The following is a 17416-nucleotide window of genomic DNA, read 5'->3' as shown; positions in this document are numbered from 1 at the left end:
AGGGCGAGCGGCCTCAACCAGCGACGGATGCGTTAGCTCGTGCCGCAGATCCCGCCCGCCCTCTGGTGCACGGGGTACGAGGACGGGCGGCCAGACCGGTGAACTTGCGCTGAGGCCCGCTGCTTCCTGGCCCTGCCCGACCACCTGTGCGGGGCCTCTGCGTGTCCAGCAGGCGACGCCTCATCCCCCCTGGATCACAACATCAGTGATCTTCACGGACACCTTCTTGCTCGACGACGCCGTACTGATCAAAGACTGTGAGTAGTTCAGACTCGTCTCGTTCGACAGCTCAGCCGTCTCGATGACCGGCCCCGACTCGTCACCACGGATCTCGTAGGTGATCTCGTACACCACGTCCGGATCGATCCCATTGAAAGCACCCACGTAGGACAGGGTCGGCTCGACGGTCACGTTGCAGCCCGCCGACCCGAAGCACTGCCGCTTGGTGGTGCGTAGATCCATCGTGAAGTCGGCGGGGGTCAAGGCGGCGTACGTCGGCTCGGATTCCGGCTCTGATTCCTCTGCGGCATCGACGGTGCCGCCCGAACCGTAGAGGCTCGGCTGGGCGGCGGCCGGCTTGCTGTCGTCGTCTGTGGACTGCACGACGACGATTCCGGTTGCGACGACCGCGGCGATCACCGCAGCGGCAGCCCCGATGATGATCGCGTTGGTGCGGGATGTCCTCGGCCGGGCCGTCGGCTCGGGTGGGGCAGCAGGCGGGAGGTCGGGCGGCGGCGTGGTGTTGCTCATGGGTCCCCCCAAGGACGTGCGTGATGGAGGTCGCATCATCGTGGCTTGCATGCCGCTGTGTGGCGGCTATCGACGTGTTGTGACCCTGAGGGGTGATGCGACCGAAGGGTCGTATGAGAAGCCCGCCCGCCCTCCGTGACGACTGGGATACGAGGGCGGGCGGGCCGCTGGTGTTGTTGTCAGCCCTGGGGCGGGACGATGAATCCCCGCTTGGGTTGCGGCTGCGGGTCACGGGACTGAGGCTGCTGCGTGCGCTTCCACGCCGCCACCACTTCCGCGTACCGCGGGTCGATCCACTCGGACATGTGGCCTCCCTTCAGCAGGGGAGGCTAGACCACGCCGCCGGGCTTCGGCTTCGGTGTGATGACGATGGTGCAGTTCGGGGTGTGCTGGCACTTCGCCGCCACGGACCCGAGCGTCTCGTCGGACGGTGGCCCCCACAGCTGCGGGTCGGCCTCCCACCCGAGTTCGGTGATCTTCTCGCGGGTACGGTCGAGGATCGGTGGGTCGTAATTCGTCGGGTCGTAGCCGGGGAAGTGGTGGACGAAGTCGCCGCCGAGCCGCTGACAGAGGTCGGCGTACATGGCGGTGTGGAGGATGAGGGCGTGCCAGCCCTCGTCCACGATCCGCGACGGGGCGAGGCCGATGCCCGGGTTGCGGGAGCAGGCGGCCACGAACTTGAGGCCCTCCTCGACGATTCGGCCGGCCATCTCCTCGGCCAAGTCCGGGTTGCCGTCCATCACGGTGTTGCGGCAGCTGGCGAACCGCTCGTCGGTGATGAGCATCCTGGCGAGCGCGGGCACGGCCTGCGGGTCGGGCATGGGTCCCGGAGGTATGGTCACGTTCGTCTCCTTCGCTGGTTGCGGATGGGGACATGCGCCCGGGTCGGGTTCTTCGCGGGATGCGGCCCGGGCGTTCCTGCTGTCGGCGCGCCGCAGCGCAGGCCGGCGACAGGAGTCTGGGTGTATTCAGCTCTGGCCGAGCCTCTCGTAGTGGTCGCACAGGGCGCCGAGAACACGGGCCGGCCTCCGGGCGTACACGAGCGCTCCGCCGGATGCACGGCTCGGCCCGGCTCGCAGCCCTCCGCGCGCCTCACCGAGACAGGCGAGCGCGCAGTATCGGGGGATGCTGTCGCGCTTCGGCCTACGGGCCGCCTGCTCGACCTCGGGGATCAGCAACGCGAGGTGCCCGCGCGCGGCCAGCGTCAGCGTGTCCAGCTCGGGGCCGGCCGGGGCGGGGGCGAAGGCGTCGGGATCCAGCAGGACACGCGCGGTCTTCCGCATGACGGCGATGTCCGGCGGATCGGCCGGGGGATGCTCTGCCGCCCTTGGAAGCTGCGCTGTAGCGTTCGGCACGTCGACCTGCTCTCTCAGGTTGGCCACACCCCGGGGCCGGTTGCACGGCCACCGGGATTGGAACACCCAGCCTCGCGAGTACCTGCGGCTTCTGACTTCCCGCCGGGGGGTACCCATCATGGGTACTCTCACCGTCAGACCACGCCGTCACCATGTGCGATGAGGCACCTCATGAACGGTCACGAACCGCCAACCGCGCTCCCTCGCGAGCTGCTTGAGCGCCCCGACGTCCGATCCGCGCTCGCCGCCCACGACTTCGGCACGGTGTTCCATGTGGCCCGTACCGAGGCGGGCATCAGCTACTCGATAATCGCGGCCGAGTGCGGCATCAAGCCGGAGCGGGTGGGGAAGCTCGCCAAGGCACATGGCAAGGTGACGACGTTCGAGAAGGTCGTCTGTATCGCCGACGCCCTGCGAATCCCCGGCCACCTGGTGGGCCTCGCCCGCCGGCCGTGGGAGGCAATTCCCGAAGGCTCGGCGAACGCGAGGCCCGAGCGCCGGGAGTTCCTGAAGGCCTCCGCTGCCGCGAGCCTGGCCGTCGCTCTGCCTGACCTCACCCGCCCGTCGTCGGGCGGCCGCGTCGGCAGCGATCTCCCCGAGCGGCTGCGGCAGCGCACGGCCCGCCTGCGCCGCCTCGACGACGTCCTCGGAGGCGGCGACACCTACCGCACCTACCTCGGCGAGTACCAGTCCACCAGGTCACTGCTGCGGGGCCGTTCGTACACCGAGGAGACAGGCCGCGGTCTGCTGTCCGTGCTCGCCGAGCAGGCCCAGCAGGCCGGTTGGGCGGCCTTCGACAGCGGCCGGCATGCCGAGGCGCGCGGCCTGTACGAAGCCAGCCAGAAGGCTGCGGTGGACGCCGGAGATGACGCGCTCGCCGGGAACGCCCTCGCCTTCCTGGCTTACCAGAGCCTGCGTGGGGACCGGCAGGCCAGGCGGGATGCGGTGCAGACGGCGGCCAGATCGTGTGCCACGGCCGGCCCGAACGCGGCTCCGGGGGTGCGGGCGCTGCTGTACGAGCGGCTCGCCTGGGCGCATGCGGTGGCAGGCAACGCCGAGGAGACGGAGCGAGCCCTCGACGCCGCCCGTGGCGCGCTCGCCGAGGTCGACGACACACCTCAACCGGACTGGGCTGCGTGGGTCGACGACACCGAGTTGCGGATCATGTCGGGCCGATGCTGGACGGAACTGCGGCGACCGCTGCGGGCGGTGCCGGTCCTCGAAGCGGCGCTCGCCGAGTACGACGACTCACACGCACGGGACAAGGCGCTGTACCTGTCGTGGCTCGCCGACTCCTACCTGACCGCCGGGGAGGTCGAGCAGGCCGCGTGGGTCACGGGCCGCGCCCTCGACCTGTCCTCCGGGGTCGCATCCGTCCGGCCGCGCGAGCGGCTGGCGCCGGTGCTGCGGCGGTTCGTCGAGCATCAGGCGCTGCCCGCGGTCGCCGCCGTCCTGGAGCAGGCCCGCGGTTGAGCTACTCGGCTGGGGCGGTGTTTGCGGCGATCCAGCCGAGGCACCCCTTCGACCCGGCCTCGATCGCTACGGCGGCGATCTCTGGGTTCTGCCACGGGTGGTGCTTCAACAAGTGGGCTTCCAGCTCCGGGTAGCGGGCTCGGGTGGTCTTCAGCAGCAGCTGCCATTCCTCGCCGGTGCCGAACTCGCCGTCGTGCCAGAACGCGGACGTGACGGGGCCGACGATCTGCGCGCCGGCGGCGAGCCGTTCGGCAACGACGGTGCGGGCGAGGTCGACGGCCTGGTCACGCGTGGGGGTCGCTGTTGATACCTGAAGGAAGTCAGCCATGCGGCCAGCCTATGTTTGACTCGGCCGCGGCTGGCGCCTACTTGGACTGCTGCTTGATCGGGTCGAGGAGCAGGATGTGGATGGTTGCGATGGCGATGAACGCCCGGAGCACCCAGGTCAGAAGAACGTGATCGTCGTGCGGGTGGTCGTGGTCGACCGGCTTGATGACGGCCGACACCGACCAGAAGGAACACGATGATGGGCTCACCGCGCTGCGACACCGCAACCGGCACGCCCTTGACGTGGTCAAGTAACCTGTGCCGATCACCGCCGCAGGCGCGGCAGTTGAGCCTCGGGCGGAAGGAAAGTTCATGGTTGCTGCTCCTGTTCTGGAGGAGCTGCGGGAGGTCTGCCAGCCGCAGGCCAAGCTCGCCAGCCGCAACGGCGAGCACTGGGCGGGACGCCTGTACATGCGGCGCGTCTCGCTGCGGTTCACCCGCCAGCTGGTGCGCACCCGGGTCACCCCGGATCAGCTGACCTGGACGATGGTGGTGTGCGGGGTGCTGTCCGGTGCCGCGCTGCTCGTACCCGGTCTCGCCGGGGCCGTGCTCGCCGCGCTCCTGATGCAGTTGTTCCTGCTCTTCGACTGCGTGGACGGCGAGGTCGCCCGCTGGAAGGGACAGAACAGCGCGACCGGCATCTACGTCGACCGGCTCGGCGCCTATCTGGCCGACGCGGCGCTCATGATCGGCTTCGGCTTCCGGGCCGCCGAGTCCGGCCTCGGCGGCTGGGCGGGCTTCAACGGCTGGGTGTCGCTGGGTCTGGCGACCGCGCTCGGTGTGGTGCTGCTGAAGGCCTCGACCGACCTGGTGGACGTGGCCCGCGCGCGGCGCGGCCTCGCCGTCGCCGACGACGAGGCCACCGCGCCCCGCTCCCAGGGCGTCGCCTCACTGCGCCGGCTCGCCGCCGCCTTCAAGATCCACCGGGTCACCAACGGCATCGAGGCCTCCCTGGTCCTGCTGGCCGTGGCGGCCCTGGACGCGGCGACCGGCGGTGTCGGGCCCACCCGCTGGGCGCTGGCGGCCATCGCCGCGATCACCTGGGTGATGGTCCCGGCCCACCTGCTGTCGATCCTGTCGTCGTCCCGGCTGCGGTGACCCGGGCGAGGTAGCCGTGGAGGGCGCCCGCGCCCTCCAGCATCGCGTGGGTGCGGGCCGTCAGCGCCTCCCCGCGGGCCGTGAGCGCCACCCGCAGGGGCTCACCGCCGCCCTCCCGGCGCAGGCCCTCGAGCACCGGGCGGATCTGCCGGAACAGGTAGTGGCCGCGCCGCAGGGAGTCGACCACCCGGGCGTCGCGCACGTCGGCGGGGCCGAACACGCGGTATCCGGTGCCCCGTTGGCGCGTCGGGCTGAGCAGCCCGGCCGCCTCCCACACCCGCAGCGCCGACGTGCGTACGCCCAGCAGCGCGGCGACCTCGCCGATGCGCAGGCCGGAACGGGGCGCCGCCGGGGGCGGTTCCCCGGCCTCCCGCCGCGTCCGCGCCGTGACCGGCGGCGCCGGGCCCAGCGCTTCCAGCGCCTCGCCGGTCGCCCGCAGCGCGCCGCGCTCCTCGTGCAGCGCGGCATGCGCGGCGTCCACGAGGGCGAGGGCGGCCGGGGCGTCGCCGGCGTGCAGGGTCCGCATGATCCGGGCCGCCACCACGGGGCGTAGAGCACGTGTCCGGCGGGAGGACCCGTGGAGCGGCTCACCCGCACGCCGGGTTCGCACTGGGCTCGAACTGGGCTCGCACTGGGTTCGCACGGACCTGACACTCGGCTCGCGCGTCCGATCAGGTGATTCGACGATCGGTCCGGGCGGTCCCGAGTGAGTCGCCTCCGGGGAACATATGGCCGCTCCTATTGTCCTACCTTGTCGATCTTTGGTGCGCCGGATGTGCCGGATGTGCCAGGTGTGCAGGTTGTGGAGGATTTGGTGCGAAGAGCCGGAAAGATTCGCTTCCGTAGTGGTTTGGTCGCCTGTGCCGCGCTGTCGGCCCTCACGGCCGCCGCGGTCGTGCCCGGCTCCGCTCAGGCCGCCGAGCCCGCTCCGGCGGAGCGCTGGATCGTGCAGCTGAAGGACACGGTCACCGATCCGGGCAGGGTCGCCGAGGAGCAGGCGAAGGGACAGGCGTCGGACGGCGGGAGCCGGCTGCGCCATGTCTTCGACGCCACCGTGGACGGGGCGGCGATCAAGGGCTACGCCCTGGAGGCGACCGCGGACCAGATCGAGGCCATTCGCGCCGACCCGCAGGTCGCCTCGGTCGAACCCGACCGACTGGTGTCCCTGCCCGAACCGGTCGCCGGTTCCTCGCTCCAGGCGCCGCGGCAGCGGACGGGCAAGCCGGACGGGGGCGGTGTCGCGTACAAGGGCGACCCGCTGCTCGCCGGGCAGTGGGGTCTGTTCCGGATCGGCGCCGTGGCGGGCTCCGAGCACGGATTCCGGGTGCCCGCGGCCGCCCGTGTCGGGGTGGCGGTGCTGGACACCGGTGTGGACGCCGGTCACCCGGACCTGCGGGTGGCCGGGAACGCCAACTTCAGTACCTCGCCCGGCGCGAACGACCTCCACGGTCACGGAACGCACGTCGCGGGCATCATCCAGGCGCTCAACAACGGCCTCGGCGCGGAGGGCACCGCCCCGGGCACCCGGCTGTGGAACGTCAAGGTCCTGGGTGACAGCGGCTCGGGGTTCTTCTCCGACCTCATCGCCGGCCTGAACTGGGTCGCCCAGAACGCGAAGGCGAAGAACATCCGGGTCGCCAACCTGAGTCTGGGATCCTCGGTGGACAGCCCGCTGGTGCACCAGGCCGTCCGGCTCGCCGGCCAGGCGGGTGTCGCCGTGGTGGCCTCGGCGGGCAACGCCGGTACGACCGTGCCGAACTACCCGGCGGCCTACCCGGAGGCGATCAGCGTCGCCGCCACCACCGTGTTCGACCAGCGGGCGCCCTTCTCCAACCACGGAGCGTCGTGGGTGGACATCGCGGCCCCGGGCACCGACATCCTCTCCACTCTCCCCACCCACGCCACGCGGCTGGGCGAGGACCACGGCTTCCTCTCCGGCACGAGCATGGCCGCACCCTTCGTCACCGGCTCCGCCGCACTGTGCCTGAGCTCCGGCCACTGCCGGGGCAACGCCCGCGACATCCTGCGCACGCTCGGCCGGGACGCCCGGCCCGTCGCCGGCACCGGCTCGGACTACCGGTACGGGCTCGTCCAGGTCGGCTGCTACTGGCAGCACGCTCCCCAGTGCTCGCCCAGGTCCCTCGAACACGACGCGGCCTGAGACGGCGTCCAGGATCCGTCCGATCCGTCCGACCCGTCCGACCCGTCCGGCCCCTCCGACCCGTCCGGCCCCTACGACCCGGCCGACCCCTACGACCCGGCCGTTCCGCCCCGGGGCCGCCCGTTCCGGGCGCGGAGTGGCCCCCCGCGTCCATACCCCGGCGCCCGCGTCTCACCGAGACCGCAGGGCGCCGTCGGCGTGCCTCAGGCCTGCGGAGGCTGGGGGTCCTCACCGGACTCGCGGCGCTTGAGCTCGTCCTCGCGGCGGCGCAGGTCGGCCTCCCAGTCCTTGAGGAGCGCCTCGTCGTCCTTCTCGTCCTCCCCCTTGTTCTCCTTGAGGGACTTCAGGAACTCGGGGTTGTCGTCGGGCGCGACCCACTCGGCGCGTCGGCCGCGGGGCGACTCGGCCTGAGTGCCACCGCCCACGGGCGCGCGGCGCGCCTTGCCGGCCACCAGCCAGGCGACCGGACCGACGAGCACCTCGCCGAAGAGCAGGATGATGATGACCCAGATCACCTTCGGCAGCCCCCGCACCTCCTCCTCGGGGGTGTTGAGGCAGTCGATGAAGGCGTAGATCCACAGCGCCAGTACCAGCAGGAACGGCAGATACCTGAGCATGGTGGCGGGTTCCCCCAGGAGATGGTGACGGCGACGGGGGCGCGGGAGCGCCCCGGTGACCGGGCCAGGGTAGCGGGTGGCGGAAAACGTGCCCTCGCTGGCGGGCCGAGCGGATGAACGGATCGCGAGGACCGCTCAGAAGGGCTGCTCAGAAGGGCTGCTCAGAAGGGCCGATCGGGAGGGCCGCTCAGAAGGGGCGCTCGCGAGGGCCGATCAGAAGGGCCGCTCGGGAGGGCCGATCGGGAGGGCCGATCGGGAGGGCTGCTCAGAAGGGGCGCTCGGGAGGGCCGATCCGGAGGGCCGCTCGGAAGGGGCGTGCGCGAGGGCCGGCGGCGGGGCTGGTGCGGGCCGCGTCGCGGGGCGGTGCGAGGGGGCGTAGTGCGGGGCGCGCGTCGGCGCCGGAGGGGCCTCGGCGATACTGGGACGCATGGCTTACGACGATCTTCGTTCCCTGCTCAGGGCACTGGAACGCGAAGGCGACCTCAAGCGCGTCAAGGCTGAGGTCGATCCGTATCTGGAAGTCGGGGAGATCGTCGACCGGGTCCAGAAGTCCGGTGGCCCCGCGCTGCTCTTCGAGAACGTGAAGGGGTCGAGCATGCCCCTCGCGATGAACGTGTTCGGCACCGACCGACGGCTCCTGAAGGCCCTCGGCCTCAAGTCGTACGCCGAGATCAGCGAGAAGATCGGCGGACTGCTGCGGCCCGAGCTGCCGCACGGGTTCGTCGGCGTCCGCGAGGCGTTCGGCAAGCTCGGCGCGATGACGCACGTCCCGCCGAAGAAGGTGAAGCCCCAGGACGCACCCGTCCAGGAGGTGGTCCTGCACGGTGACGACGTCGACCTCGACGCCCTCCCCGCCCTCTTCACCTGGCCGCAGGACGGCGGCTCCTTCTTCAACCTGGGCCTGACGCACACCAAGGACCCGGAGAGCGGGATCCGCAACCTCGGCCTGTACCGCCTCCAGCGCCACGACAAGCGCACGATCGGCATGCACTGGCAGATCCACAAGGACAGCCGCAACCACTACCAGGTCGCGGCCCGCAAGGGCGAGAAGCTCCCCGTCGCGATCGCGTTCGGCTGCCCGCCCGCCGTGACGTACGCCTCCACCGCCCCGCTCCCCGGCGACATCGACGAGTACCTCTTCGCCGGCTTCATCGCGGGCAAGCGGATCGAGATGGTCGACTGCAAGACGGTCCCGCTCCAGGTGCCGGCGCAGGCGGAGGTCGTCATCGAGGGCTGGCTGGAGCCGGGCGAGATGCTGCCGGAGGGCCCGTTCGGCGACCACACCGGCTTCTACACCCCGCAGGAGCCGTTCCCGGCCCTGAAGATCGACTGCGTGACGATGCGCAGGCGTCCGCTGCTCCAGTCGATCGTGGTCGGCCGGCCGCCGACGGAGGACGGTCCGCTGGGCCGCGCCACGGAACGCTTCTTCCTCCCGCTGCTGAAGGTCATCGTCCCGGACATCGTGGACTACCACCTGCCCGAGGCCGGCGGCTTCCACAACTGCGCGATCGTCTCGATCGACAAGAAGTACCCCAAGCACGCGCAGAAGGTCATGCACGCGGTCTGGGGCGCCCACATGATGTCCCTGACCAAGCTGATCGTGGTCGTCGACGCGGACTGCGACGTCCACGATCTGCACGAGGTCGCGTGGCGGGCGCTCGGCAACACCGACTACGCCCGTGACCTGTCCGTCGTCGAAGGCCCCGTCGACCATCTCGACCACGCCTCCTACCAGCAGTTCTGGGGCGGCAAGGCGGGCATCGACGCGACGCGGAAGTGGCCCGAGGAGGGGTACACGCGGGACGGCGGCTGGCCGGAGATGGTGCTGTCCGACCCGGATACGGCGGCGAAGGTCGACCGCCGCTGGAAGGAGTACGGCCTGTGAGTTCCGCTTCCGCGGCGCTGCCGCAGCCAGGACGCACCAAGGCCTTCCTGCGGCTGGTGATGATCGAGCACTCGGTCTTCGCGCTGCCCTTCGCCTACATCGCCGCGCTGACGGCGATGTTCCAGACCGACGAGAACATCCACTGGGGCCGGCTGCTGCTGGTCACCGTCTGCATGGTGGGCCTGCGCACCTTCGCCATGGCGGTCAACCGGATCATCGACCGCGAGATCGACGCCCGTAACCCCCGCACGGCGCACCGCGAGCTGGTGACGGGCGCGATGTCGGTCCGGCACGCCTGGACCGGCGCCCTGATCGCCCTGGTGATCTTCCTGGGCGCGGCGGCGCTGCTGAACCCGCTCTGCCTGGCCCTGGCCCCCATCGCGGTGATCCCGATGGTGGTCTACCCGTACGGCAAACGCTTCACGAACTTCCCGCAGGCCATCCTCGGCCTGGCGCAGGCGATGGGCCCGGTCGGCGGCTGGCTGGCGATCACCGGCGAGTGGTCCTGGGACGCGGTGATCCTGGGCCTTGCGGTGGGCATCTGGATCGGCGGCTTCGACCTGATCTACGCCTGCCAGGACGTCGAGACGGACCGCGAGGTCGGCGTCATGTCGGTCCCGGCCCGCTTCGGCATCCCGGCGGCGGTCTGGGGGGCGCGGGTCTGCCACGCGATCACGACGGCCCTGTTCGTCTGGTACGCCCTGGCCACCGACGCCGGCGCCTTCTTCTGGTTCGGTCTGGTGATCGTCGCGGGTGCCTTCGTCTACGAGCACACGATCGTGCGGCCCCACGACCTGACCCGCCTGAACAGGGCGTTCTTCTCGACGAACGGGTTCATCGGCATCAGCCTGTTCGGGTGCGCGCTGATCGACCTGCTGGTGCGGGGGCTCACGGTCTAGGGCCGCGCGGTCCGCGTGATCCGTCCATGTACTCCGTCCGGGTGAACGCGCGGGCGGAGGGAGCGAAGGGGGCACGCGGGCTCCAGGGCCGACCGGTCCTGAAGACCTCTCCGCCCACCGGTACGCTCAAGGTGTGAACGCAGGAGAAACGCAGCGCGTGCCTTGGATCGTGGGGGTGTCCGGGGCGTCCGGTACGCCCTATGCCGCCGCTGTGCTGCGGGCGCTGCTCGCCGCGGGAGAGAGCGTCGACCTGGTGGTCAGCCGGGCCTCGCGGCTCACCCTGCTCGACGAGACGGGGATCTCCTTCCGGGACGCGCACTGGCGCGACGACCTGCGGGAGTGGCTCGCGCGGGGGGCCGACGGGAAGCCGGGCACCTTCGACGTGGACCTCGAAGGCGGGGGCGGGGACGAAGGCGAGAGCGACCGCGTGCGGTACTGGGCGGCCGGGGACCTGGCCGCCGGGCCCTCCTCGGGGTCGTACGCCACGAAGGGCATGCTGATCGTGCCCGCCTCCACGGCCTGTGTGGCAGGCGTCGCCCTCGGGCTCTCCAAGGACCTCCTCCAGCGGGCGGCGAGCGTGACGCTCAAGGAGCGGCGCCCGCTGGCCGTGGCCGTACGGGAGACCCCGCTGAACGGCCAGACCCTGCGTCATCTGGTCGCCCTGGACGAGGCGGGCGCGAGCGTGGTGCCGGCCTCCCCGGCCTTCTACGCGGGCGCCACCCACATCCAGGACCTGGTGGACTTCGTCGCCGGGCGGGTCCTCGACGCGGCGGGCGTCGGGCACGGGCTGTACCGCCGCTGGAAGGGCGAGATCGGCGGCGGCTCCCGTCCTCCCGCCTGAGCGTCGGACGCGGGCGGCGCGGGCGGCGCGGTCGGCACGCACCACCGCTCCAGGAACACCCCGTCAGGAAACCCCCTTCAGGAAACGCGCTTCAGAAACACCCGCTTCAGAAACACCCGCTTCAGAAACACCCGCTTCAGAAACACCCGCTTCAGAAACATCCGCTTCAGGAACTCCCCCCACACACTCCTCATCTCTCCTCTTCGGAAGGCTTCGATCGCATGGACGCGGTGGACAGGCAGCTCATCCAGGCCCTGAGGGAGAACGGCCGGGCCTCCTACGCGGAGCTGGGACGCCTCGTCGGTCTGTCGGGACCCAGCGTCACGGACCGCATCAACCGGCTGGAGGCGGCCGGTGTCATCACCGGTTACCGCGCCACGGTGAACGCCGCCCAGCTCGGCCTCGGTGTCACCGCCCTCATCGGCATCTCCCTCTCCGACGCCGCCGACCACGAGGACGTGGCGAACCGGATGAAGGACCTCAGCGAGATCGAGGACTGCTGGTTCATCGCCGGCGACGACTCGTTCATGCTCAAGGTGCGGGCGAACGACGTGGACGGTCTCGAGCGGATCATCCGGCGGCTCAGCGGGACCAAGGGCGTGTCCCGGACCCGTACCACCATCGTGCTCTCCACCAAGTGGGAGAACCGGGTCGGGGAGCTTCCCGAAGAGGTCTAGGACCGTCTCCCGGCCGTCCGGGGGCGCCTCCCGCGCGAAGAGCGGGGGCGTACGGTTGGTCGTCGGTGGCGTCATCGCAGGAAGTCGCAGGAAGTCGTAGAGAGGTGCGGGCATGGATGTCGGACTCAAGCGCGAGCTGGAGCAGAAGGTCAGGGCCGGTGAGCGGCTGACCCGTGAGGACGGCATCGCGCTGTACGAGTCGGACGACCTGGCGTGGCTGGGCGGACTGGCGCACGAGGTGCGGACCCGCAAGAACGGCGACGTCGTGCACTTCAACGTCAACCGCCACCTCAACATGACGAACGTGTGCACGGCGTCCTGCGCCTACTGCTCCTTCCAGCGCAAGCCGGGCGAGAAGGACGCGTACACGATGCGCATCGAGGAGGCGGTGAAGCTCGCCAAGGCGATGGAGGGCGAGAACCTCACCGAGCTGCACATCGTCAACGGCCTGCACCCGAACCTGCCGTGGCGCTACTACCCGCGCTCGCTGCGGGAGTTGAAGGCCGCGCTCCCGGACGTCTCCCTGAAGGCGTTCACGGCGACGGAGATCCACCACTTCGAGACGATCAGCGGGCTGTCGGCCTCCGAGATCCTCGACGAGCTGATCGACGCCGGTCTGGAGTCGCTGACCGGCGGCGGCGCCGAGATCTTCGACTGGGAGGTCCGGCAGCACATCGTCGACCACCGCACGCACTGGGAGGACTGGTCGCGCATCCACCGGCTGGCGCACGAGAAGGGGCTCAGGACCCCGTGCACCATGCTGTACGGCCACATCGAGGAGCCCCGCCACCGCGTCGACCACGTCCTGCGCCTGCGCGAGCTCCAGGACGAGACGAACGGCTTCCAGGTCTTCATCCCGCTGCGCTACCAGCACGACTTCGTGGACATGCAGGACGGCAAGGTCCGCAACCGGCTCCAGGCCCGCACCCAGATGGCGACCGGCGCGGAGGCCCTCAAGACCTTCGCGGTCTCCCGGCTGCTCTTCGACAACGTCCCGCACGTCAAGGTCTTCTGGGTCATGCACGGCGTCCAGACCGCGCAGCTCGCGCTCCAGCACGGCGCCGACGACATGGACGGCTCGGTCGTCGAGTACAAGATCACGCACGACGCCGACAACTACGGCACCCCGAACAAGCTGACCCGCGACGACCTGCTGGACCTCATCCGGGACGCCGGCTTCCGCCCGGTGGAGCGCAACACCCGGTACGAGATCATCCGCGAGTACGACGGCCCCGACCCGGCGCTCCGCGAGTCGCCGCAGCCGATGCGGGTCTGAGGCGGTAGGAGCGGGGACTTGGAAGTCGGGGCCGCGTAAGGATTACCATCCTTTCGTGGCCCTTACTTTCACCCTCGACCCCGCCGTCACCCCCGCCCTGCGTGACGGCATCCTCGACCTGTGGACGGACGTCTCCAACACGGGCGGAGCCGTCGGCTTCGTGGCGCCGGTGGAGCGCGAGACGGTCCGGCCCGAACTGGTCCGCCACCTCGTCCAGATGGCCGAGGGCCGTACCCGGCTGCTCGTCGGACACGACGCGGCCGGCGAGGTGGCGGCGACGGCGTTCCTCAGCTTCAACACCCACCGGCTCCAGACCCACTGGGTGATGCTCTACACGGTGATGGTGCACCCCCGGCACCAGGGCAAGGGCTACGGCCGTGACCTGCTGGCGGCCGCCGCCGAGGAGGCCCGCGCCTTCGACGGCATCGACGCGATCCGGCTCACCTGCCGCGGCGGACTCGGCCTGGAGCACTTCTACGGCTCCTGCGGCTACAAGGAGGTCGGCCGGGTGCCCGGCGCCATCAGGGTCGCGCCGGGCGACGACCGCGACGACATCATCATGCTGCTGCCCCTGACGTGACCGCTGCCCTGACGTGACCGCTGCGACTGCCGCGACCGCTCCGGGCGCTCGCACCCCGATGCAAGATCGGCACCCCGGCGTGCTTCACTGGATGACGGCCCCTTTTGGAATCGGAAGAGTGGATTGACATGCTCCGCTACACACTGATGCGCCTCGGTGTCTTCGCCGGCTGCCTCGTGGTCGTCTGGGGTCTCGTCTACTCGGGCGTCGTGCCCCGCGGTCTCGGCGACTCCAACATCATGTGGATCCTGCTGCTCTCGCTGGTGATCTCCGCGCCGATCAGCTTCGTGGTGCTGCGCAAGGAGCGCGACCGTGCCTCGGTGCACGTCGTGCGGCGGGTGGACCGTATGAAGGCCAACCTGGAGGCCAACAAGTCCCAGGAGGACGCCTCGATCGACGAGGCGGCGCACTCGCAGGGCCAGGCGCAGACCTCGTAGTCGCGTCACGCGGTGGGGCGGGCCGGGCCGGCACCCGAGCGGGCCCAACTACGCTGTGTCCATGGGGACCGTGAAGACCAAGCGGATGCCGCGTGCGGTCCGTGAGCAGCAGATGCTGGACGCCGCCGTGGAGACCTTCGGCCGCCGGGGGTACATGGCCGCGTCCATGGACGAGATCGCCGAACTCGCGGGCGTGTCCAAGCCGTTGGTGTATCTGTACCTGAACTCCAAGGAAGACCTCTTCACCGCCTGCATCCGGCGCGAGGCCAAGGCGCTCGTCGCGGCGGTGCGCACCGGCGTCCGCACCGACCTGCCCGCCGACCGCCAACTCTGGGACGGTCTGCGGGCGTTCTTCGCGCACACCGCCGAGCATCCGCACGCCTGGTCCGTCCTGCACCTTCAGGCCCGCACGCACGGCGAGCCCTTCGCCGCCGAGGTCACGGCGATGCGCGAGGAGATCGTCGCGTTCGTCACGCACCTGATCGTGGTCGCGGCCAGGGAAGCGCACCGGGACCCCGACCTGCCCGAACGAGAGGTCGCCGGACTCGCCGAGGCGCTGGTCGGCGCCGCCGAGTCCCTCGCCGCCTGGGCCAACGCCGCCGACGGCACCACGGCCCGGCAGGCGGCGGCGACCCTGATGAACTTCGCCTGGGCAGGCCTGGGCAACCTCATGGAGGGGCGGCCCTGGACCCCACCGGAGGCCTGAGGACCTTGGGCGGGGCCACGCGGTCGCCTCAGCTCAGGTCCATGGCTTCCGCCGGTATCAGCGCCGGGGCCTGCTCGCTGTCCGAGGCCGAGGCCGAGGAGTCGGATTCGGAGCCGTATCCGGTGTCCACCCGCTCCTGGCCCTCGCAGTCGACCCGGAGGCTGACGTGCGTGCCGTTGCCCTGCCGTGCCGCCCTGTCGATTTGCCACGCGATCGTGCTGGCGTTGTCGACGGTGTAGTCGAGCCCCATGTTGGAGGCCCTGCTCGGCCAGTACGGGCCGGGACGCTTGGAGTCGTCGTGGGTGAAGAGTTCCATGTAGCAGACCATGCAGGGCCGCTTGACCCCGGAGAGCGCGGTGATGCTGCCCGCCGGTGCGCTCTCGACGATGCGGCGCTCGGCGTGCAGGCCGTCCGTGGCGGCGTCCTCCCGCTTCGCGGGCACGCTCACCGAGCCGCCGAGTGCCTGGAGAACCGTGCCGTACGCCTCCCTGCCCTCCGGGTTCTTCAGCAGACGTGAGGCCAGCTTCTGGGCGTGCCGTCGCTCGCGCGCGGACTGGCTGGCGAGGCTCGGCTCGTTGGCCTCCAGGATCGCGGTGAGGAACGTCGCGGCGCTCTCCTGGCCCGCGTAGAGGTCGGAGAGCGCCTTGTTGGCGTTGTCCTTGTTCGACGAGATGTACAACTGGTACCTGTTCGGGGCGTCGGAGTCCATCGTCTCGTCCTGGACGGCGCTCAGGCCCGCCTGTACCTCTTCGGGCTGCTTGCGCAGGTCGTTGAGGTAGCTGAAGACCACGGTGGAGATCCAGCGCAGGGCCTGGTCGGCGCGCTCCGTCGCGAAGGAGCGTTTCGTCCGGATGTTGTCGGTGCCGTGGTACATCGCGCTCATCGCGGCGCCCTTGAGTCCCTCGCTCATCGCGTGCGCGGGGGGACTCGCGGAGGGGAGCGGCAGGTGCACGGTCTTGTTCTGAGCCCCGCCGTACTCCGTCCAGCCGTACGTCTCCACCAGGGCCTTGGTGATCGCCTGCGCCACGGTCTTCTTCTTGCCGCCCTTGGCCTTGGGCCGGGACTTGGTCACGCCGCTGGGGGCCGTGGGCATCCGCTGCACGCTCTGCCGCTCGCCGGTGCCGGCCGCCGCCCGCTGTACCGGGGCCCCGTGGCCCGCCGAGCCGGGCAGCGAGAGATCAGGAGTCGAACCCTGCGCGACCAGACGGCCGTTGGCGGCCGACTGACGCTCGAAGGCGTCACCCGGGTCGGACACCTTCACACCCGAGCCGTTGTCGCTGCCCGCCACCGGGCCCTGCGACTGCTGCCGGACGTGGTCGAGTTCGTGGAACATCGTCTCGTCGTCCACCCGGGACGAGCCGAGCACGATGTGGTGGCCGACGGTCATGGCGTGGGCCTGGAAGTCGGCGCTCGCGCGCTGGGCGGTCGCGTCGTTGTGCACGCGCACGTGACCGAGCGGCATTCCGTACGCCTGCTCGGCCTTGGCCTGGATGCGCGGGTCCAGAGAGCTGCCGCCGGATCCGGTCACCTCGGCCAGCGACACCCGGCGCTGTACCGCGGCCTGCTGCACCTCGTCGATGTCCACGGCCCGCTGGACCGACCGGTCCGCGTGGCCGCAGCCGGGGCCGTGCTCGTGCCGCTGTTCCTCGATGGCACGCGTCACCGCCGCGTTGCCCGCCGAGCGCTGGAGGGCGAGCAGTCCCGCCGCCGGTCCCGGGAGCGACGACCGTGCGGAGCCCCTCCCGGCCTTGGACCGGCGGTTGCCACCCAGGTCTTTCTCCTGGTCCTGCGCGCGCATGGACGCTCCCTTCAGCGACAGAGCCATCAGAACCCACCACTGTGCTCGACCGGACGCGGCCGGGGTAAGGACCTGGAGGGCAGTCCCGGGGGCCGACCGCGCAGTATCACCGGGCGATCCTGCGGAGCCGTGGCGCGACGGACAGGGCAAGCGGCGCGCCGCCGACGAAGCGGCGCGCCGGTCCCCCCGGCTCCGGTCACCTGGGATCCGCCCTCCCGGGTCCGGCGTCCCAGGTCCGGCCTCCCGGCCCGCTCACCTGGGGTCCGGCGTCCCAGGTCCGGCCTCCCGGCCCCGCTCACCTGGGGTCCGGCGTCCCAGGTCCGGCCTCCCGGCCCCGCTCACCTGGGGTCCGGCCTCCCAGGTCCGGCCTCCCAGGTCCGGCCTCCCGGCCCCGCTCACCTGGAGTCCGCCCTCCCGGGTCCGGCGTCTCAGGTCCGGCCTCCCGGCCCCGCTCACCTGGGGTCCGGCCTCCCCGGTCCGGCCTCCCGGCCCCGGTCACCTGGAGTTCGGTCTCCCGGTCCCGGTCCCGGTCCCGA

At 71.0% G+C, this 17416-nt stretch carries 19 protein-coding genes and 2 pseudogenes; 12 read left to right on the top strand and 9 right to left on the bottom strand.

Translation table 11 applies throughout. The features are described 5' to 3' along the window. Positions 1 to 180 precede the first annotated feature (180 nt). From QQM72_RS27290 to QQM72_RS27275, 4 genes are all read right to left on the bottom strand, one after another. Positions 181 to 750, bottom strand: a complete 570-nt coding sequence (locus QQM72_RS27290; RefSeq protein WP_314223482.1) for a hypothetical protein — start codon at positions 748 to 750, stop codon at positions 181 to 183. Between the two features lie 179 nt (positions 751 to 929). After that, positions 930 to 1055, bottom strand: coding sequence for a hypothetical protein (locus QQM72_RS27285; RefSeq protein ID WP_314223481.1), 126 nt, complete (start codon positions 1053 to 1055; stop codon positions 930 to 932). A 24-nt stretch (positions 1056 to 1079) separates the two neighbouring features. Further along, positions 1080 to 1571, bottom strand: a complete 492-nt coding sequence (locus tag QQM72_RS27280; RefSeq protein ID WP_314223515.1) for a glycine-rich domain-containing protein — start codon at positions 1569 to 1571, stop codon at positions 1080 to 1082. A 147-nt stretch (positions 1572 to 1718) separates the two neighbouring features. Next, positions 1719 to 2033: a DUF6415 family natural product biosynthesis protein gene (locus QQM72_RS27275; RefSeq protein WP_314223480.1), complete on the bottom strand. Its 315-nt coding sequence runs from the start codon at positions 2031 to 2033 to the stop codon at positions 1719 to 1721. Positions 2034 to 2276: 243 nt separating this feature from the next. On the opposite strand from QQM72_RS27275, the gene QQM72_RS27270 reads away from it, so the two are divergent. Continuing rightward, entirely contained in the window at positions 2277 to 3578 is a 1302-nt protein-coding gene (locus QQM72_RS27270; protein WP_314223479.1) for a tetratricopeptide repeat protein, read from the top strand. Position 3579: 1 nt separating this feature from the next. Here the strand turns inward: QQM72_RS27270 and cutA are convergent, their stop codons facing one another. Then, positions 3580 to 3906: a divalent-cation tolerance protein CutA gene (gene cutA / locus QQM72_RS27265; protein WP_314223478.1), complete on the bottom strand. Its 327-nt coding sequence runs from the start codon at positions 3904 to 3906 to the stop codon at positions 3580 to 3582. Positions 3907 to 3943: 37 nt separating this feature from the next. Further along, the gene (locus QQM72_RS27260; RefSeq protein ID WP_314223477.1) at positions 3944 to 4084 is read right to left on the bottom strand and encodes a hypothetical protein; all 141 of its coding nucleotides are present in this window, start codon (positions 4082 to 4084) and stop codon (positions 3944 to 3946) included. Between the two features lie 133 nt (positions 4085 to 4217). Here QQM72_RS27260 and QQM72_RS27255 point away from each other — a divergent pair, with 133 nt between their 5' ends. Then, entirely contained in the window at positions 4218 to 5003 is a 786-nt protein-coding gene (locus QQM72_RS27255) for a CDP-alcohol phosphatidyltransferase family protein (protein WP_020130090.1), read from the top strand. Here QQM72_RS27255 and QQM72_RS27250 read toward each other — a convergent pair. Next, positions 4942 to 5553 (bottom strand): annotated as a pseudogene (locus tag QQM72_RS27250) (MerR family transcriptional regulator); the annotation flags it as partial. The gene QQM72_RS27255 and the pseudogene QQM72_RS27250 sit on opposite strands and share 62 nt — an antisense overlap. Positions 5554 to 5853: 300 nt before the next feature. Here QQM72_RS27250 and QQM72_RS27245 point away from each other — a divergent pair. Further along, the gene (locus tag QQM72_RS27245; protein ID WP_314223476.1) at positions 5854 to 7164 is read left to right on the top strand and encodes a S8 family peptidase; all 1311 of its coding nucleotides are present in this window, start codon (positions 5854 to 5856) and stop codon (positions 7162 to 7164) included. A gap of 203 nt (positions 7165 to 7367) precedes the next feature. Here the strand turns inward: QQM72_RS27245 and QQM72_RS27240 are convergent, their stop codons facing one another. Beyond that, entirely contained in the window at positions 7368 to 7781 is a 414-nt protein-coding gene (locus tag QQM72_RS27240; RefSeq protein ID WP_314223475.1) for a PLD nuclease N-terminal domain-containing protein, read from the bottom strand. Between the two features lie 427 nt (positions 7782 to 8208). Between QQM72_RS27240 and QQM72_RS27235 the strand changes: the two genes are divergently transcribed. From QQM72_RS27235 to QQM72_RS27200, 9 genes and pseudogenes are all read left to right on the top strand, one after another. Then, entirely contained in the window at positions 8209 to 9666 is a 1458-nt protein-coding gene (locus tag QQM72_RS27235) for a menaquinone biosynthesis decarboxylase (protein WP_314223474.1), read from the top strand. After that, positions 9663 to 10565, top strand: a complete 903-nt coding sequence (gene mqnP, locus QQM72_RS27230) for a menaquinone biosynthesis prenyltransferase MqnP (protein ID WP_314223473.1) — start codon at positions 9663 to 9665, stop codon at positions 10563 to 10565. Before QQM72_RS27235 ends, mqnP begins: the two co-directional genes overlap by 4 nt. 157 nt (positions 10566 to 10722) lie before the next feature. Next, entirely contained in the window at positions 10723 to 11406 is a 684-nt protein-coding gene (locus QQM72_RS27225; RefSeq protein ID WP_314223514.1) for a UbiX family flavin prenyltransferase, read from the top strand. An 87-nt stretch (positions 11407 to 11493) separates the two neighbouring features. Next, positions 11494 to 11664 (top strand): annotated as a pseudogene (locus QQM72_RS40945) (pentapeptide repeat-containing protein); the annotation flags it as partial. Then, positions 11628 to 12083: an Lrp/AsnC family transcriptional regulator gene (locus QQM72_RS27220; protein ID WP_054238669.1), complete on the top strand. Its 456-nt coding sequence runs from the start codon at positions 11628 to 11630 to the stop codon at positions 12081 to 12083. The pseudogene QQM72_RS40945 and the gene QQM72_RS27220, both read left to right, overlap by 37 nt. Positions 12084 to 12195: 112 nt before the next feature. Next, on the top strand, positions 12196 to 13359 hold the full coding sequence (mqnE, locus tag QQM72_RS27215; protein ID WP_314223472.1) for an aminofutalosine synthase MqnE: 1164 nt from the start codon (positions 12196 to 12198) through the stop codon (positions 13357 to 13359). A gap of 55 nt (positions 13360 to 13414) precedes the next feature. Continuing rightward, positions 13415 to 13939 carry a GNAT family N-acetyltransferase gene (locus QQM72_RS27210; protein WP_314223471.1) on the top strand — a complete coding sequence of 175 codons (525 nt, stop codon included), beginning with the start codon at positions 13415 to 13417 and terminating at the stop codon, positions 13937 to 13939. Positions 13940 to 14067: 128 nt separating this feature from the next. Next, the gene (locus QQM72_RS27205) at positions 14068 to 14376 is read left to right on the top strand and encodes a DUF4229 domain-containing protein (protein ID WP_314223470.1); all 309 of its coding nucleotides are present in this window, start codon (positions 14068 to 14070) and stop codon (positions 14374 to 14376) included. Positions 14377 to 14437: 61 nt separating this feature from the next. Then, a complete protein-coding gene (locus tag QQM72_RS27200; protein ID WP_314223469.1) occupies positions 14438 to 15082 on the top strand; it encodes a TetR/AcrR family transcriptional regulator in 645 nt (214 codons plus the stop codon). A 28-nt stretch (positions 15083 to 15110) separates the two neighbouring features. Here QQM72_RS27200 and QQM72_RS27195 read toward each other — a convergent pair whose 3' ends face one another. Next, a complete protein-coding gene (locus QQM72_RS27195) occupies positions 15111 to 16880 on the bottom strand; it encodes an eCIS core domain-containing protein (RefSeq protein ID WP_314223468.1) in 1770 nt (589 codons plus the stop codon). Between the last annotated feature and the right edge of the window lie 536 nt (positions 16881 to 17416).

The sequence above is a fragment of the Streptomyces zaehneri genome (genome assembly GCF_032248645.1).
Classification (GTDB): domain Bacteria; phylum Actinomycetota; class Actinomycetes; order Streptomycetales; family Streptomycetaceae; genus Streptomyces; species Streptomyces coriariae.
The sequence above is the reverse complement of the archived record's forward strand: the minus strand, read 5'-3'. Positions and strand labels throughout refer to the sequence as shown.

Bases quoted from the DNA above. Each gene is read 5' to 3' on its own strand.
- QQM72_RS27255 (WP_020130090.1), top strand. From the start codon at position 4,218: ATGGTTGCTGCTCCTGTTCTGGAGGAGCTGCGGGAGGTCTGCCAGCCG.
- QQM72_RS27240 (WP_314223475.1), bottom strand. From the start codon at position 7,781: ATGCTCAGGTATCTGCCGTTCCTGCTGGTACTGGCGCTGTGGATCTAC.
- QQM72_RS27280 (WP_314223515.1), bottom strand. From the start codon at position 1,571: ATGCCCGACCCGCAGGCCGTGCCCGCGCTCGCCAGGATGCTCATCACC.
- QQM72_RS27235 (WP_314223474.1), top strand. From the start codon at position 8,209: ATGGCTTACGACGATCTTCGTTCCCTGCTCAGGGCACTGGAACGCGAA.
- QQM72_RS27290 (WP_314223482.1), bottom strand. From the start codon at position 750: ATGAGCAACACCACGCCGCCGCCCGACCTCCCGCCTGCTGCCCCACCC.
- QQM72_RS27200 (WP_314223469.1), top strand. From the start codon at position 14,438: ATGGGGACCGTGAAGACCAAGCGGATGCCGCGTGCGGTCCGTGAGCAG.
- QQM72_RS27270 (WP_314223479.1), top strand. From the start codon at position 2,277: ATGAACGGTCACGAACCGCCAACCGCGCTCCCTCGCGAGCTGCTTGAG.
- cutA (WP_314223478.1), bottom strand. From the start codon at position 3,906: ATGGCTGACTTCCTTCAGGTATCAACAGCGACCCCCACGCGTGACCAG.
- QQM72_RS27195 (WP_314223468.1), bottom strand. From the start codon at position 16,880: ATGCGCGCGCAGGACCAGGAGAAAGACCTGGGTGGCAACCGCCGGTCC.
- QQM72_RS27285 (WP_314223481.1), bottom strand. From the start codon at position 1,055: ATGTCCGAGTGGATCGACCCGCGGTACGCGGAAGTGGTGGCGGCGTGG.
- QQM72_RS27275 (WP_314223480.1), bottom strand. From the start codon at position 2,033: ATGCGGAAGACCGCGCGTGTCCTGCTGGATCCCGACGCCTTCGCCCCC.
- QQM72_RS27220 (WP_054238669.1), top strand. From the start codon at position 11,628: ATGGACGCGGTGGACAGGCAGCTCATCCAGGCCCTGAGGGAGAACGGC.
- QQM72_RS27205 (WP_314223470.1), top strand. From the start codon at position 14,068: ATGCTCCGCTACACACTGATGCGCCTCGGTGTCTTCGCCGGCTGCCTC.
- mqnE (WP_314223472.1), top strand. From the start codon at position 12,196: ATGGATGTCGGACTCAAGCGCGAGCTGGAGCAGAAGGTCAGGGCCGGT.